The sequence below is a fragment of the Streptomyces sp. 8L genome (assembly GCF_020176795.1).
Lineage (GTDB): Bacteria > Actinomycetota > Actinomycetes > Streptomycetales > Streptomycetaceae > Streptomyces.
The window spans coordinates 1-15915 of sequence record NZ_JAIUKE010000292.1; the positions used below are offsets into that span (position 1 = coordinate 1).

The following is a 15915-nucleotide window of genomic DNA, read 5'->3' on the forward strand; positions in this document are numbered from 1 at the left end:
GCAGGGGAGGGGCGGTGGCGGCCGCGGCCTCAGTCCTCCGCGGGGAGTGCCGGGCCGGGCAGCGCGCCCGCCGGTACCTCGGGGGTGCGCAGGAGGAAGACGGCCCAGACCACCTTGCCGCTGAGCGTCCCGGCGAGCGGATGCCAGCCCCAGGTGTCGCTGAAGGATTCCACGAGGAAGAGTCCGCGCCCCGACTCGGCCGCGTACTCGTCGTCCGACTCGCGTGTCTCCGGGCTGATCCGGCTCGGGTCGCGCACCGCGCAGACCAGCCGGGTGTTCCACCGCATCAAGTGGAGCCGCACCGGGCGGTCCTGGCCGGCGGGCGCCACGTCCGGCACGGCGTGCCGCAGGGCGTTGGTGACGAGCTCCGAGACGACGAGGGCGACATCGTCGAACCGCTCGTCAAGCTCCCACTGCCCGAGTGTCGTACGGGTGAACTCCCGCGCCGAGCGCACGGCTTCGTAGCGCGGGGGCAGCGAGCACGAGGCGGCTCCGGCCGCGCCGGAAGGGTCGATCGGGGGAAGGCCCTGCCGTAACGGCGCGAGCACGGTCGATCCATTCGTCCCCATGCGAGGCTCCCGGGATTCGGCGGCCGTGGCAACACTGCGATGACACGGGCACACGTGGTACGAGCGCAGAGGTCTGCGCCAGACATCGTTCCCAATGCGGACGGTGGATGCAAGGGCAGATGCACGTGCACATGGCCGTTGTCGCCCGATATGAGCACTTACGTCACCTTTATTGGGACCGTGAGGGGGATCATTTCCACAAGGATTGCTCTTTCCGTAACCACCCGAGTACGCGCCGAAGCGTTTTGATGGCAGAATCCGGCAGTCGGGGTCGGGGGGTGCTCCGCCGGACTGAACGGGATGGGGAGGGTTGGCAACGTGACCGCAACCGAATCTGGCGGTTCCGTGGTGCGACGCATCTTGCTCGGCTCGCAGTTGAGGCGGCTGCGCGAGGCGCGCGGAATTTCGCGCGAGGCCGCCGGGTACTCGATCCGCGCGTCCGAATCGAAGATCAGCCGGATGGAGTTGGGGCGGGTCAGCTTCAAGACCCGCGACATCGAGGATCTGCTGACGCTGTACGGGGTCACGGACGAGCGTGAGCGCACCGGCCTGCTGGGCCTCGCGAAAGAGGCCAACACGGCGGGCTGGTGGCACAGTTTCAACGGTGTCGTGCCGAACTGGTTCCCGAACTACGTCGGTCTGGAGGCGGCCGCTTCCGAGATCAAGGTGTTCGAGGTGCAATTCGTGCACGGGCTGCTGCAGACGGAGGCGTACGCACAGGCCGTCGTCACCCGCGGCGTGCGGGACCCGGAGAGCAAGCGCGAGGACATCGACAGCAAGGTGGCCCTGCGCCTGGAGCGGCAGAAGAAGCTGGTCTCCGAGCATCCGCCGACGCTGCACGCCGTACTCGACGAGGGCGCGCTGCATCGCTCGTACGGGGGAGACGAGGTGATGCGGGCCCAGTTGGAACACCTCATAGAGATGTCCGAACGCCCGAACGTCACCATCCAGGTGATGCCGTTCGACTACAGCGGTCATACCGCGGACACCGGTGCATTCTCCGTACTGACGTTCCCGGAATCCGATCTCTCGGACATCGTCTATACGGAACATCTGACCAGCGCGCTCTACATGGACAAGGCCCAAGAGGTCGGCCAGTACACGGCCGTCATGGATTCTCTGATCAGCGACTGCCCGGGCCCGGACGAGAGCCGTGATCAGCTTCGCGAATTGCGCCAACTGTACTGACACGTCAGTACTATGAGGCCCACTCAGGAGCCCGAACCCCACAGCGACTGCCCTGACAGACAGCAAAGGGATCACATGTCCTACTTCACCGAACTGGGCCATCAGTTCGTCGACGGAGAGTGGCGAGCCGGAAGCGGTTCCTGGGACATCATCGATTTCAACCCGTACAACGGTGAGAAGCTCGCCGCGATCACCGTCGCCACGGTGAAAGAGGTGGACGCCGCCTATGAGGCCGCCGCCCGCGCGCAGCCCGGCTGGGCGGAAACCGATCCGCGGGAACGCAGGCGGGTGTTCGAGCGCGCGGTGGCGGTGATCGAGGCACACGCCGTCGAATTCGCCGAAGTCATCACCGACGAACTGGGCGGCAACCGGGCCAAGTCGGAGATCGAGCTGGCCTCGGCCATCGAGCACCTCCAGCAGGCGATGCTCACCACGGTGGTGGAGGAGGTCAGGACCTCGCCCTCCCCGGAACCCGGCCGGCAGAACCGCGTGTTCCGCAGGCCGATCGGGGTCGTCACCGTCATCAGCCCGTACAACTTCCCCCTGGCCACGGCGATGATGTCGGTCGCTCCCGCGCTCGCACTCGGCAACGCGGTGGTGCTCAAGCCGAACCAGAACTCCCCGGTCTCCGGCGGCGGCCTGGTCGCGAAGGTCCTTCAGGAGGCCGGGCTGCCCCCCGGCGTGCTCAACGTGCTGGTGACGGACATCGCGGAGATCGGGGACGCGCTCATCGAGCACCCCGTCCCCCGGGTGATCTCCTTCTCCGGCTCGGACGAGGTCGGCCGCCATGTCGCCGAGATCGCGGCGAGGAACCTGAAGCGCGCGGTACTCCAGCTCAGCAACAACGCCGCGTTCATGGTGCTGGACGACGTACGGGGCGAGCGCCTCGACTACGCCGTACGGGCCGCCGTCAGCAGCCGGTTCGTCTTCCAGGGCCAGGTCTGCATGGCGGCCAACAGGATTCTCGTCGACCGCGTGGTGGCGGAGGAGTTCACCGAGAAGTTCGTCGCGGCCGTGCGCGGGCTGAAGATCGGCGACCCGAGGGACCCGGGGACCCATATCGGGCCGCTGATCAACTCCCTCCATGTCGAGGCCATGCAGACGATAATCAAACAGGCCATGGACGAGGGGGCGACCGCACTGGTCCACGGCGCCTCGTACGGCAACTTCGTGGAGCCGACGGTGCTCACCGGCCTGCCGGACGATTCGCCGATAATGCGCCAGGAGATCTTCGGACCCATCGCGCTCCTCGCCACGTTCGACGGCGAGGAGGACGGCATCCGCCTGGCCAACGACACGCCCTACGGCCTCACCGCCGCCGTGCACACCCCCGACCTGGAGCGCGGCGCCCGGGTCGCGCGCCGGATAGGAGCGGGGATGGTGCACGTCAACAGCACCACCAACCTCCAGGACGTCACGGTCATGTTCGGCGGTGACGGCCGCTCCGGGCTCGGCCGGCTCAACGGCAGGCACGCCATAGACCTGTTCTCCACGGAGCAGTGGGTCTCGATAAGGAGCGACATGCCCGACGTCCCGCTCTAGCCGGTGCCTGCCCGCTGCCGCGCCGGCGCGGGCTCCGCGCGCCACGGACGGCCCGCGGATGCGGCACACGCGCGAGTTCCGTGCGTGGCCGCACCGCGGAGCCCGTACGGGATGTTCCCGGGCCGCCGACGGCGGGTCAGTGGTGGAACGCGGTCGCCACCGCCTGGTCGCGGTCCAACGGGTGTTCCTGGCGCCGCAGTTCGGGCAGCAGCCGCTCCAGGTCGCCGATCAGGAGCTCGCCCAGGTCGGCGGAGAAGCCGTTGCGGCACACCACGCGCAGCACCGCCAGGTCCTCCCGGTTCTTCGGGAAGGTGTACGCGGGCACCAGCCAGCCGCGCTCCCGCAGCCGCCGCGACACGTCGAACACGTCGAAGTTCGTGACGTGGTCGGCCGTGGTGAAGGCGAACACCGGCAGTTCGCCGCCGTTCGTCAGCACCCGGAAGTCGCCGAACTCGTCGATGCGCCGCGCGAGGCCCGTCGCGATGTCCCGCGACGTCTGCTGCACGGCGCGGAACCCGTCCCTGCCGAGCCGCAGGAACGTGTAGTACTGCGCGACGACCTGCGCGCCGGGCCGGGAGAAGTTCAGCGCGAACGTCGGCATGTCCCCGCCCAGGTAGTTCACCCGGAACACGAGCTCCTCCGGCAGCTCCTCGGCCGACCGCCACAGCGCCCAGCCGACCCCCGGGTAGACGAGACCGTACTTGTGGCCCGATGTGTTGATGGACGCGACCCGGGGCAGCCGGAAGTCCCAGACCAGGTCCTCGTCGAGGAACGGCGCGATCATCCCGCCGGACGCGCCGTCGACGTGGACGGGGATGTCGAAGCCGGTGCGTTCCTGGAGGGCGTCCAGCGCCGCGCACACCTCGGCCACCGGCTCGTACGACCCGTCGAAGGTCGACCCGAGCACCGCCACCACGCCGATCGTGTTCTCGTCGCACAGCGCCGCCGCGGCCTCCGGATCGAGGTGGAACCGGTCGCCCTCCATGGGTACTTGGCGCATCTCCACCTCCCAGAAGTCGCAGAACTTCTCCCAGCAGACCTGCACGTTGATGCCCATCACCAGATTGGGCCGCGCGGTGGCCGGGTACCGGTCGGCGTTGCGCTTGGCCCACCTCCGCTTGAGCGCCATCCCCGCGAGCATGCACGCCTCGCTCGACCCGGTGGTGGAACACCCCACCGCGGCCTGGGCATCGGGCGCGTGCCACAGGTCCGCGAGCATCATCACGCAGCGCCGTTCCAACTCCGCGGTGCGCGGGTACTCGTCCTTGTCGATCATGTTCTTGTCGCGGCACTCGCTCATCAGGATGTCCGCCTGGGGCTCCATCCAGGTGGTGACGAACGTGGCGAGGTTGAGCCGCGAGTTGCCGTCGAGCATCAACTCGTCGTGCACCAGCTGGTAGGCGGTCGCGGGCGGCATCGGGCCGTCCGGCAACCGGTGCGCGGGCGGCGCCGAGTTCATCGCGCTGACGGGGTCGGCCTCCCCGTAGAAGGGATTCAGCGACAGCCGCCTGATCTCGTCGGAGTCCTCCCGCCCGGTGCGGTCGGCGCGACTGGCTTCCTGGGTACGGTCGTTGCCCTGGTGCAGAGACATCTGCGGCTCTCCTCGGCTGGGTTCGGCGTGCTGGTGGTCCGGATGCGGTCCGGGTGCGGGGACGGGTCGGGGCGCGGTGCCGGTACGTACGGGTATACGCGTATGCGCGTTCGTACGGGTACGCGGTACGGGGCGAGCATACGAACGCGGGCCGGTCCCGCTCGCGCGTGACGCTCCCGGGTTTCGGCCACCCCGCGCCGTTCACCGCCGCTCACCGTGCACCACTGACCCCGCACCGCTCACCGCTCACCGCTGTACGGAGCCGTCCTCCGCCAGTTGCATCAGCGGCCGGCCCGTCACCAGCAGCCAGGCGGGGAGCGTCGCGACGCACAGCAGCGGCAGCACCTCGGTGTCCGCCGCCAGCACCGCCGCCGTGAACAGGCTGAGCCAGCCCTGCCGGGTCACCGCGAGCAGGACGCCGAGCACCGCGCAGACCACGCCGAGCGTCACGTCGACCTGCCCGACGAGCGCGTGCGCGCACAGCCCGAGCGAGACGCCCGCGAAGATCGCGGGGAAGATGCGCCCGCCCCGGAAGCCGCCCGCGGTGGCGATCACGACGGCCGCCAGTTTCACGGCGGCCATCAGCGCGAACGTGCCCGCCGACCAGCCGTTCGGATCGTTCGCGAGCGTCCTGACCTCGTCCAGGCCCTTGAACAGTGTGAGGTGGCCGCCGAGCGCGCCCAGCAGCCCGAGCAGCAGGCCGCCCGTGCCGAGGGCGACCACCGGCCGCCAGGAGGACCCGCCGGGCAGCAGCTGGAAGGCCGCGTGCGCGTGCGGGAGCGCGTACACGGCGGCCATCCCGAGGACGGCGCCCGCCGACGCCACCACGACCGCGGTGAGCAGGTCGCTCCAGCCGGGGTGGTGGAAGGGCGGCAGGTCCAGGTCGAAGCTGGGCCTCGCGATCAGGTTCGTGGTGAGCGCGCCCGCGCCGCCCGCGATGAGCGGGCCGAACAGCTTGCTCCACAGAGGGCCCGGCCCGGGACGCGCCGCGATGGTCTCGGTGAGGATCAGCGCGGCGGCGACCGGCGTGCCGAACAGGGCGCCCACCGTGCCCGCGACCGCGAGCGAGAGCCACAGCCCCTCGGGCACGCGCGGCGCCACCCTGCGCCCGAGCCGGTGGGCGAGCGCGATGTTCGTGGCGGTGATCGGGTTCTCCGGGCCGAGACTCACGCCGCCCGCCAGCGCGAGGACGGTCGTCAGCAGCAGGCCGGGCAGGACGCGGGGCGCGAGCGGCGGGTCGACGAGTCCGGTGGTGGCCGGGTCCGGCCCCGCGTGGCCGGGGGCGAACCGTACGGCGAGACCGACCGCGAGCCCGGTCGCGGTCAGCATCACGAGCATCCAGGCGACGGAGTACCGGCCGATCCCGAGCGCGCCGGGCAGCGAGGTCCACAGCACGTGCTCGAACCGCTCGGCGAGGGCGCTGACCCCGAGCAGGACGAGGCCCGCGAGCACTCCGACGACGAGCGAGGGCGCCACAACGGGGAGCAGGGCGCGCGGGGACGGCGAGTCGGTGGCCACGCGCCACACCGTAAGGGAGGAAAAGGCATCAGACCCGGACTAAAATCATCAACCCCGGCGGACGCGGCGGCGGGTGGAGGACCGCCGCCGCATCCGCCGCATCGGCATCCGTCGCATCCGTCGCATCCGCCGCATCCGTAGCCGCCGGCCCGCGGGCCGGTCGCGTGCGTGCGGATCGCGGGCCGGACCGATCCCGGCCCGCGGGCCGGGACCTCAGGACCCGGTCTTGGACACCACTGCCGCCGTCCCGTACGCGCAGACCTCCGTACCGACCTGCGCCGCGTCCGTGACGTCGAAGCGCATCATCAGCACCGCGTTCGCGCCACGCGCCCGCGCCGCCTCGATCAGCCGCTCCATCGCCTGGTTCCGGGTGCTGACCAGCGTCTTGGTCAGGCCCCTGAGCTCGCCGCCCACCATGGACTTCAGCCCCGCGCCGATCTGTGAGCCCACGTGACGTGAGCGCACCGTGAGACCGAAGATCTCCCCGATCACCTCCCGCACCTCGTAACCGGGCACGTCGTTCGTGGTGACGACGATGACGTCGGCGTCGCGGCTGAGTCCGCCGCTGTAGTCCTCGATGGCCATGCGACTCTTCCCTCTCTCCTGTACTGCTGCTGCCGAGCTTGTGTGACATTCTGTGGATCTGTGTAGATTTGCCATGGATTGCCTGGTCCGGTGTCCGGCGCCGTGCTCCCCGGCGCCGTGCACCCGCTCTTCGTACCAGCGCGTGCCCCTCTCCCGTGGGTGGAACCACGGGCCGGACGCGGGCGTTGATAGCTTGGGGCCGCCCAGAGGCTCGAAAACGCGTGCAGCGCGGAGCCCGTACGGTGAATCGTCACAGGCGGCCCCTGCCAAGGACCGGTACGTACCAAGGACCGGTACGCAGGATCGCCAGTCGACGTTTGACCGACTACCGACTCAGGAGTCCGGAACCCGTGACCACCCTCGCTCTCGGACCCAGCTGGTTGGATCCGGACCATCTGATCTCGACCTTCGGCGTGATCGGTCTCCTGATCGTCATCTTCGCCGAGTCGGGCCTGCTCATCGGATTCTTCCTGCCGGGCGACTCGCTGCTGTTCACGGCGGGACTTCTGGTCACCACGGGCAAGCTCGGCACCCCGCTGTGGCTGCTGTGCCTGCTGGTGTGGTTCGCGGCGGCACTCGGCGACCAGGTGGGCTTCCTCTTCGGCCGCAAGGTCGGGCCGTCCCTGTTCAACCGCCCGGACTCCAGGCTCTTCAAGCAGGAGAACGTGGAGAAGGCGCACGCCTTCTTCGAGAAGCACGGCCCGAAGTCGCTGGTGCTCGCGCGCTTCGTGCCCATCGTGCGGACGTTCACGCCGATCATCGCGGGCGTCAGCCGCATGGAGTACCGCTCCTTCCTGATCTACAACGTGATCGGCGGCGGCCTCTGGGGCATCGGCGTCGCGGTGCTCGGCGCGGTGCTGGGCAAGGTCGCGTTCGTGCACGCGCACATCGAGCTGATTCTCGTGGCGATCGTGCTGGTCTCCGTCATCCCGATCGCCATCGAGTACCTGCGCGCCCGGCGCAAGGCCGCGAAGGAGGGCGCGCAGTCGCCGTCGGCGGGGCCCGAGGGGCCGCGCCCGACGGCGCAGCAGCCGGGCGACCCGACGTCGACCATGCCCATGCCCGCGCTCTCCGAACTCTCCGAACCGTCCGCGGACGCCGCGTCGGAGCGCCCCGCACCCGCGCCCGCCGCCTCTCCGCAGCAGCAGCCCCAGCAGCGGTACGACTCGTACCCCCAGGCTCAGCAGGACCAGAGGACTCAACAGACGCAGCAGAACCAGGGACAGCAGCAGAGCCACGGGCAGCAGCAGTACCCGGGGCACCAGCAGAACCAGGGACAGCAGCAGTACGGGTACGGGTACGGGAACGGCGCGTACGGCCACCCGCAGGGACAGCAGAACCCCCAGCAGTACCAGCAGCAGGCACCGGCGCAGCAGCCCCACCCGTATCAGCAGCAGCAATACCAGCAGCAGCCCTACGGCTACTCCCAGGAACAGCAGCAGTACCAGCAGCCGTACGGCTATCCCCAGGGCCAGCAGCCCCAGCAGCCCCAGCAGCAGGGCGGCCAATACCAGCAGCCGCAGCAGCCGCAGCAGTATCAGCAACCGCAGCAGGCGCCTTACCAGCAGCAGTACCAGCAGTCGCAGCCCGAGCAGCAGCCCTACGGCTACCCCGCGCAGAACGCTCAGGCCCCGGGGGCCCAGGCGCCTCAGCAGCCGCAGTACTCCCAGCGCCCGGCGCACCCCGACGCCGGGACCGAGCCCGACGGCACGGACCCCCGCGACCAGCGGCGCTACTGACCGAGCGCGCCCGAGGGCCGCACGCGGGCGGCCCGGGGGAAGAGCGGGGCGGTCGCCCCGGTGGCGGCCGGGTCAGAAGCCGCGCGTCCGCTTGGCCGCGCGCCGTGCCGAGCCGCGCGTGGCGCCCGGCGCCTTGAGGAACAGCCGGGAGATCTCGCCCCCGAGGTTCACGCCGACCGCGATCGCCAGCGCGAGCGCGACCGCCTTCGACAGCGAGGCGAGGCCACGGTCCAGATGGTTCTGCGCGATGCCGAGCAGTCCGAAGTACGTCGCGGAACCCGGCAGCAGCGGTCCGATCGCGGCCGTCACGTACGGCAGCGAGCTGGAGAACTGGTAGCGCGAGAACAGCTGCCCGAAGAGGCCCACGACCCCGGCCGCGACCGCCGTCGACGCGACAGGGGAGATGCCCGCCGTGTGGTGCATCGCCCCGTAGACCACCCAGGCGACACCACCGTTCAGCGACACCATCAGCACCGTCCGCCGCTCCTGTTGCAGGAGAACCGCGAACGCCAGGCTCAGCGAGACCGAGACCACGATCTGGACCACCGGCCGCCCCCCGGCGACCGGCGTGCTGTCCGGGTTCAGCGGGGCGTCCAGCTGGAAGCCCAGGTAGAGCACGATCAGCACGCCGATGACGATCGCGATGAAGAAGTACATGACTTCGAGCAGCCGCGCCGCCGCCGTGATGTAGTAGCCCGTCAGGCCGTCCTGCACGCCCGCGACCAGCGCCCGCCCCGGCAGCAGGGCGAACAGCCCACCGGTGATCACGGCGGACGGCTGGCCGTTCCAGGCGAGCTCCGAGCCCGCCACCGTCAGCGCGACGCCCATCGCGGCCGGCGGCATCGCGGCCACGACGAACTGGTAGAACTCCGGCAGCCCGCGCCCCGCACACAGCCAGGCCAGCCGGTCGCCGAGCATCGCGCCGATCAGTGCCGCGAGGAAGACCACGAAGTCGCCGCCGACGAGCACGGCGGCCGACCCGGCGAGCACGCCGCTCGCGGTGGTCAGCGCCCAGCCCGGGTAGGGGTGGCGGTTGCGGCGGATCGCGGCGAGGCGCCGGTAGGCCTCCTCCAGCGTGACGTCCTCGTCCTCGTTCGTGATGTCGTCGACGAGGTCGAACACGGCCGACAGGCGCGTGTAGTCGGTGCCGCGCCGCCGGACCACCCGGCTCGCGGTCACCGGGTCCTCCACCAGCGACGGCTGGTGGGAGATCGAGATGAGGGTGAAGGTGACGTTCGGCTCGCAGCGCTCCAGGCCGTACGCGTGGCTCACGGCGAACATCGCCGCCTCGACGTCCTCGGCGCCCTCGCCGCCCGCCAGCAGCAGTTCGCCGATGCGCAGCGTCAGGTCGAGCACGCGGGGCACGGCGGGTCCCGTGACGTCGTGCCGCTGCACGATCTCGGGCAGCGGCCGGTCGCCGACCGGCATGCGCAGCAGGGTGCGCATCCGGTCCTGCCAGGGCGTCTCCTTGGTGAGCCGCAGGACGGGCACGCCCTCGGCCGGGGTGAACGCGGGCAGGTTCGAGGTCTGGACGTACGACGGCGGGGGCGCGGGCACTTCCGTGGACACGCCCTCGGGCACCGCGAACTCCGAGGTCGGGTGCTCGTCCTCGGGTTCCGGCGGCTGTGGTACCCCGAGCGGCGGGGTGAAGGCGCTGTGCGCCTCGTCCGAGGGAGGCTTCCTGTCCTCGGGACCGTCAGACTCGGCCACTCGTCACGCCTCGTTCCTTGCTCGCACGGCCTCCTGCCGCGTCTGCCCAGTATGGCCACGGACATGGCTTCGGACACGCCGAGAACGGGCGCGGGGCACGCGAACGGGCGGCGCGCCGTGCTCAGGCGTGCCGCCCGTTCGGGGTGGTACTCACCGGCGTGCTCCGGCCGCTGCGGGACACGCGCCGCGTGCCCCGGCGCGCGACCGCCGCCGCACGCCGGTCAGCGCTGCTCGCCGGTCAACGCCGTACGCCGCTGCTCGCCGGTCACCGCCGTACACCGGTCCTGGCGCCTACGCCGGTCGTGGCGCGTACGCGGAACGGACCGGCCGGCGGGCCGGCCAGGGGCACCGGCCGGCCGGGGAGGTCAGTGGTGCGAGCCGCCCTGCGCCTCAAGGCGCTTGCGGGACGCCTCGATCTCGGCCTCCGCCTCGGCGCGGCCCACCCAGTCGGCGCCCTCGACGGACTTGCCGGGCTCCAGGTCCTTGTAGACCTCGAAGAAGTGCTGGATCTCCAGGCGGTCGAACTCGGAGACGTGGTGGATGTCGCGCAGGTGCTCCACGCGCGGGTCCTGCGCCGGGACGCACAGCAGCTTGTCGTCGCCGCCGGCCTCGTCCGTCATGCGGAACATCCCGATGGTGCGGCACTTGATCAGGCAGCCGGGGAACGTCGGGTCGTCCAGGAGGACCAGGGCGTCCAGCGGGTCGCCGTCGGCGCCGAGGGTGTTCTCCACGAAGCCGTAGTCGGCCGGGTAGCTGGTCGAGGTGAAGAGACGACGGTCGAGGCGGATACGGCCGGTCTCGTGGTCCACCTCGTACTTGTTCCGCGATCCCTTGGGGATCTCGATGGTGACGTCGAACTCCACGGGTGGTTCCTCCAAGATCAGCACATGTTGTTGTGAGTGGTGCCCCGCGTGGCGCTGTGCGTCCACCACCCGGGCAGGGTGGAGGGGCGCGCCGCGTGGCGCGGTGATTAAGTGTCCCCCACGAGGTCATGTGATCGCGAAAGGGGCTGGTCAGCCGTGCTCGATCAGAAAGCCTGGCAGGTCACGGCGGGTTCCGCCGTCCTCGGCCTGCTCGTCGCCGCGGGCGCCGTCGCGGTCGCCGGTCCCTGGGACAACGGTCAGCGTAAGGCCGAACGGGCCTGGGCGGCCGGGCAGGACCGTACGGGTGGCGCACATCACGGCGCACCCGGCCCCGCGCCCCGGCCCGCCCCCAGCGCGGGGCCCGTCCTGACGGCCATCGGCGGGGACGCGGACGACACCGACCAGGGCGGAACCGCCGACGGCACGGGCGCGGCGGGACACGCGCACACCGGCACCCGCGCCGAGGCGGGCGAAGCGCCGATGAACCTCGGGAAGACCCTCGGTCCGCTGCTGTCGGCCCACGCGCTCGGCAAGGTGACGGCCGGTTCCGTCGTGGACGTCGAGACCGGCAGGCAGTTGTACGGGAAGAACGCGACGCACCCCATGACCCCGGCGTCCACCGTGAAGCTGGCGACGATGACGGCGGCGCTCTCGGCCGTGGGGGCCGACCACCGCATCCCCACGACGGTGGTCGGGTCCGGCGGCGGCGACGTCAAGAAGATCACCCTCGTCGGCGGCGGCGACCCCAGCCTCGACAAGAAGGCGCTCGGGAAGCTCGCCGACGACACCGCGCGCGCCCTGAAGGCCAAGGGCGTCCGCAAGGTCGCGCTCGGCTACGACGTCTCGCTCTACTCGGGTCCGCGCCGGCACCCGATCGGCCCCAACGACAACATCGCGCCCGTCGTCGCCCTCACGCTCAACGAGGGCCGCCTCAACAGCACCACCAGCGGGCCGGCCCCCCGCAGCGGCGACCCGGCGGGCGACACGGCCAAGGAGTTCGCGCGGCAGCTGCGCGCGCGGGGCATCACCGCCACCAAGGCGGCGGCGCCCGCGAAGGCGCCGAAGGACGCGCACCGCCTGGCCGTGTCGTACTCGGCGCCCGTCTCCGACCTCATCGAGCGCGCGCTGACCGAGAGCGACAACGACATCGCCGAGGCCATGGCCCGGCAGACCGCCCTCGCGGAGCACCGGCCCGCGAGCTTCGCCGGTGGCGCCAAGGCGGTGAAGGCACAGCTCGCCAAGCTCGGCATGCCGCTGACCGGCACGGTGTTCACCGACGGCAGCGGGCTCAACCGCAAGGACAAGGTCACCGCGGGACTGCTGACCTCGATCCTCACGCGCGACAGCGACCCGGACCACCCGGAGCTGCGCCCGGTGCTGACCGGCCTGCCCATCGCGGGTTTCACCGGCACGCTGCTCGACCGCTACGCCGGCCGGGGCGACGGCACCGCGGACGGTCTGATCCGGGCCAAGACCGGCACCCTCACCGGCGTGAACACCCTGGCGGGCACGGTCGTGGACGCCAACGGCCGGCTGCTGGCCTTTGCCTTCATGGCGGGCGCGACGGCGTCCCCCACCGAGGCCGAAGCCGCCCTGGACCAGGCCTCGACCGCGCTCCTGCCGTAGCAGTTGACCGCGCTCCTGCCGTAGCGGAACCGGTCCGCCGCGGTCCGTGGCCTCCCGCCGGGCGGGCACACCGGCCGCCGGGCCGCCACCGTGTCCGCGCGGGCGCGTCAGGCCGCCGCCGGGGCCACCGTGCCCATCGCGTCGACCACCCGCACCCCGTCGCGCCAGACGCCGCGCACCCGGGACGCCAGGGCGGCCAGGTCGGACGGCTCGGTCACGGTGCCGTCGACCAGGACCAGGTCCGCGCGGTAGCCGGGCGCCAGGCGGCCCAGCTCGTCGCCGAGGCCCAGCAGTTCCGCCGCCGACGAGGTGGTCGCCGCGAGGACCCCCGGCACGCTGAGGCCCGCCCCGGCCAGCAGCGGGAGCTCCTCCAGGTTGGTGCCGTGCGGGCCGATCCCGCTGTCCGTGCCCATCGCGATCCGCACACCGGCCTCGATGGCGCGGCTCACCGACTCGGTGTGGGCCTCGATGACCTCCCTCGTCTTGCGTACGACGGCCTCAGGCAGCGCCATGCCGTGCTCCACCGCGCGCAGCACGCTGACCGGCGCGAGGAGCGTCGGCACCAGCCAGGTGCCGTGTTCGAGCATCAGCTCGATCGCCTCGTCGTCCAGATAGATGCCGTGCTCGACGGAGCGGACGCCCGCGCGGACCGCGTTCTTGATGCCGTCCGTGCCCTGTGCGTGCGCCATCACGTAGCGGCCCTGCATGCGCGCCTCGGTGACCAGCACCGCCAGTTCCTCCGGCGTGAACTGGGCGTGCCTGGGGTCGTCGCCGGGGGAGATCACCCCACCGGTCGTACAGACCTTCAGTACCTCGGCGCCCGCCCGCAGCAGGGTCCGCGCCGCCTTGCGCATCTCGTCGGGGCCGTCGACGACGGTCTCGGGACGGCCGGGGTGCGCGCCGAAGATCGGCGCGGACAGGCCGGACGGCAGCCAGTGGTCGCCGTGCCCGCCCGTGGTGCTGATGATGTTGACGGAGATCTGCATCCTGGGCCCCTGGACCAGCCCGTTCTCTACGGCCTGCTTGACCCCGAGGTCCGCGCCGCCCGCGTCGCGCACGGTGGTGATGCCGAGCGCGAGAGTCCGCCGCAGATTCCGCGCCGCCTGGTAGAAGGCGTACGAGAACGGGGTGAGGAAGCGGTTCGCGAGGTTCAGGTCGCTCGACATGATGTGCACGTGGGAGTCGATGAGGCCCGGCAGTACGGTGCGGCCCGAGCAGTCGATCCGCTCGTCGCCTTCGAGGCCGGGGCCGACCTCGACCACCCGGCCGTCCTCCACCGCCACGTCGCCCGCCGCCGGTGCGCTGCCCGACCCGTCGAAGACCTGACCTCCGCCGAAGACCGTACGGGCCATGGCGCGACCACCTCACTCTTCCGGTTGTTCGCCCTCCGCGCCCGCGGCGCGGGAGCCGTCTCCCGTAGACGATCTCAGGGACGGATGTCAGGGGTGAATCCGGGCAGCCGAACTCCACCGCACGCGGACTCCACCACGTACGGTTGACACATGACGAGCATCGGTGGTGCCGAGATGGTCGACTGGAATCTCGCGGTGGCTACCGCGACCCGCCTCATGCGGCCCGGGCCCGAGGTGAGCAGGGACGAGGCGCGGGAGATCGTCGCCGAGCTGCGGCGGCACGCGAAGGCGGCCGAGGAGCACGTCCGCGGGTATACGCGGATGGTCCCGGACGGCCACGCGCCCGCCGACACGCCCGTGCTCGTGGTGGACAGGCCCGGCTGGGTGAAGGCCAATGTGGAGGGCTTCCGCGAGCTGCTCAAGCCCCTCTTCGAGAAGGTCCAGGAGCGCCGCGCGGGCACTCCGGGCGGCGCGGTCTTCGGCGCCGTCGGCGGCAAGGTCACGGGCGTCGAGCTGGGGATGCTGCTGTCGTTCATGGCCTCGCGCGTCCTCGGCCAGTACGAGACGTTCGCGCCGGCCGGCCGTGACCTGCCCGCGGGCGGGCAGGGCGGCGGGCGGCTGCTGCTCGTCGCGCCGAACATCGTGCACGTCGAGCGCGAACTGGACGTCGAGCCGCACGACTTCCGGCTCTGGGTGACGCTGCACGAGGAGACGCACCGCACCCAGTTCACCGGCGTGCCCTGGCTGAAGGACCACCTCCAGGGCGAGATCCAGTCCTTCCTCAGCGAGACCGACGTCGACCCGGCGACGGTGCTCGAGCGCCTGCGCGAGGCCGCCCAGTCGCTCACGGGCAACCGCCCCGACCAGGCGGAGGGCGAGGGGCAGGACGAGTCGCCGAGCATCGTCGAGCTGGTCCAGACACCCGGCCAGCGCGAGGTCCTCGGCCGGCTCACGGCCGTCATGTCGCTGCTTGAGGGCCACGCGGACTATGTGATGGACGGCGTGGGCCCGCGGGTCGTGCCGAGCGTCGCGGAGATCCGGGAGAAGTTCCAGCAGCGCAGGGCGCGCGGCGCGAGCCGCCTCGACCAGGCGCTGCGCAGGCTCCTGGGCCTGGACGCGAAGCTGCGCCAGTACCGCGACGGAGAGCGGTTCGTGCGCGCCGTGGTGGACCAGGTCGGCATGGACGGGTTCAACCGCGTCTGGACGTCGCCGAACACGCTCCCCACGAAGTCGGAGATCGCCCGGCCGGCGGACTGGGTGGCACGCGTGCACCAGGCATGACCGCTTGGCACACACGGGCGGACCCACGGCAGATGCACGCCTCAGCTATCACCCGTCCGAGGGACCGTCGGGGCTGGCTAGGCGTGCGATGCTCGGGTATTGGCTCGGTTCTGTCACCATCGTCGCACTCTGAGTGACGAACCTGAGTGACGAACCCCGTCCCGGCCACCCGTGCGGGACACGACCGAGCCACCTCCCCCCGTAGACATTTTCACGAAGGGCACCGGACATGGGTCCCCATCCTGCGGTCGCGGCGATACGCCTGGCGGTCCGCCGCGTTCTCCACGACATCCTCACCGACCACTCGGCGTTCGCCGCTCCTGCCGCCGCCGGTGCGCGCGGCCCCGGCGG

The 15915-nt window shown here is 71.3% G+C and carries 12 protein-coding genes and 1 pseudogene; 6 read left to right on the forward strand and 7 right to left on the reverse strand.

Going from position 1 to position 15915, the window contains the following annotated elements:
* Window positions 1-29: 29 nt before the first annotated feature.
* On the reverse strand, window positions 30-569 hold the full coding sequence (locus LCE31_RS23290; protein WP_225017205.1) for an ATP-binding protein: 540 nt from the start codon (window positions 567-569) through the stop codon (window positions 30-32).
* A gap of 318 nt (window positions 570-887) precedes the next feature.
* Between LCE31_RS23290 and LCE31_RS23295 the strand changes: the two genes are divergently transcribed.
* The gene (locus tag LCE31_RS23295) at window positions 888-1757 is read left to right on the forward strand and encodes a helix-turn-helix domain-containing protein (protein ID WP_225017207.1); all 870 of its coding nucleotides are present in this window, start codon (window positions 888-890) and stop codon (window positions 1755-1757) included.
* A gap of 75 nt (window positions 1758-1832) precedes the next feature.
* Window positions 1833-3299, forward strand: coding sequence for an aldehyde dehydrogenase family protein (locus LCE31_RS23300; protein WP_225017209.1), 1467 nt, complete (start codon window positions 1833-1835; stop codon window positions 3297-3299).
* A gap of 136 nt (window positions 3300-3435) precedes the next feature.
* On the opposite strand, the gene LCE31_RS23305 is transcribed toward LCE31_RS23300, so the two are convergent.
* From LCE31_RS23305 to LCE31_RS23315, 3 genes are all read right to left on the reverse strand, one after another.
* A complete protein-coding gene (locus LCE31_RS23305) occupies window positions 3436-4890 on the reverse strand; it encodes a glutamate decarboxylase (protein WP_225017211.1) in 1455 nt (484 codons plus the stop codon).
* A gap of 246 nt (window positions 4891-5136) precedes the next feature.
* On the reverse strand, window positions 5137-6408 hold the full coding sequence (locus LCE31_RS23310; protein ID WP_225017213.1) for an ion channel protein: 1272 nt from the start codon (window positions 6406-6408) through the stop codon (window positions 5137-5139).
* Window positions 6409-6621: 213 nt separating this feature from the next.
* Window positions 6622-6993, reverse strand: coding sequence for a YbjQ family protein (locus tag LCE31_RS23315; RefSeq protein ID WP_225017215.1), 372 nt, complete (start codon window positions 6991-6993; stop codon window positions 6622-6624).
* A gap of 350 nt (window positions 6994-7343) precedes the next feature.
* Between LCE31_RS23315 and LCE31_RS23320 the strand changes: the two genes are divergently transcribed.
* The gene (locus LCE31_RS23320; RefSeq protein WP_225017216.1) at window positions 7344-8732 is read left to right on the forward strand and encodes a DedA family protein; all 1389 of its coding nucleotides are present in this window, start codon (window positions 7344-7346) and stop codon (window positions 8730-8732) included.
* 72 nt (window positions 8733-8804) lie between these two features.
* On the opposite strand, the gene LCE31_RS23325 is transcribed toward LCE31_RS23320, so the two are convergent.
* Entirely contained in the window at window positions 8805-10442 is a 1638-nt protein-coding gene (locus LCE31_RS23325; RefSeq protein ID WP_225017219.1) for a threonine/serine ThrE exporter family protein, read from the reverse strand.
* Window positions 10443-10807: 365 nt separating this feature from the next.
* Complete coding sequence (locus LCE31_RS23330; RefSeq protein ID WP_225017227.1) at window positions 10808-11305, reverse strand: inorganic diphosphatase; 498 nt, start codon at window positions 11303-11305, stop codon at window positions 10808-10810.
* Between the two features lie 156 nt (window positions 11306-11461).
* Here LCE31_RS23330 and dacB point away from each other — a divergent pair, with 156 nt between their 5' ends.
* Window positions 11462-12931 (forward strand): D-alanyl-D-alanine carboxypeptidase/D-alanyl-D-alanine endopeptidase, encoded by a 1470-nt coding sequence (dacB, locus tag LCE31_RS23335; RefSeq protein WP_225017221.1) that lies wholly within the window; start codon window positions 11462-11464, stop codon window positions 12929-12931.
* Between the two features lie 107 nt (window positions 12932-13038).
* Here the strand turns inward: dacB and LCE31_RS23340 are convergent, their stop codons facing one another.
* Entirely contained in the window at window positions 13039-14283 is a 1245-nt protein-coding gene (locus LCE31_RS23340; protein WP_225017223.1) for a metal-dependent hydrolase family protein, read from the reverse strand.
* 150 nt (window positions 14284-14433) lie between these two features.
* Between LCE31_RS23340 and LCE31_RS23345 the strand changes: the two genes are divergently transcribed.
* Together LCE31_RS23345 and LCE31_RS23350 are read left to right on the forward strand one after the other, a co-directional pair.
* Window positions 14434-15564 (forward strand): zinc-dependent metalloprotease, encoded by a 1131-nt coding sequence (locus LCE31_RS23345; protein ID WP_225017225.1) that lies wholly within the window; start codon window positions 14434-14436, stop codon window positions 15562-15564.
* Between the two features lie 229 nt (window positions 15565-15793).
* Window positions 15794-15915 (forward strand): annotated as a pseudogene (locus LCE31_RS23350) (tRNA lysidine(34) synthetase TilS); the annotation flags it as partial.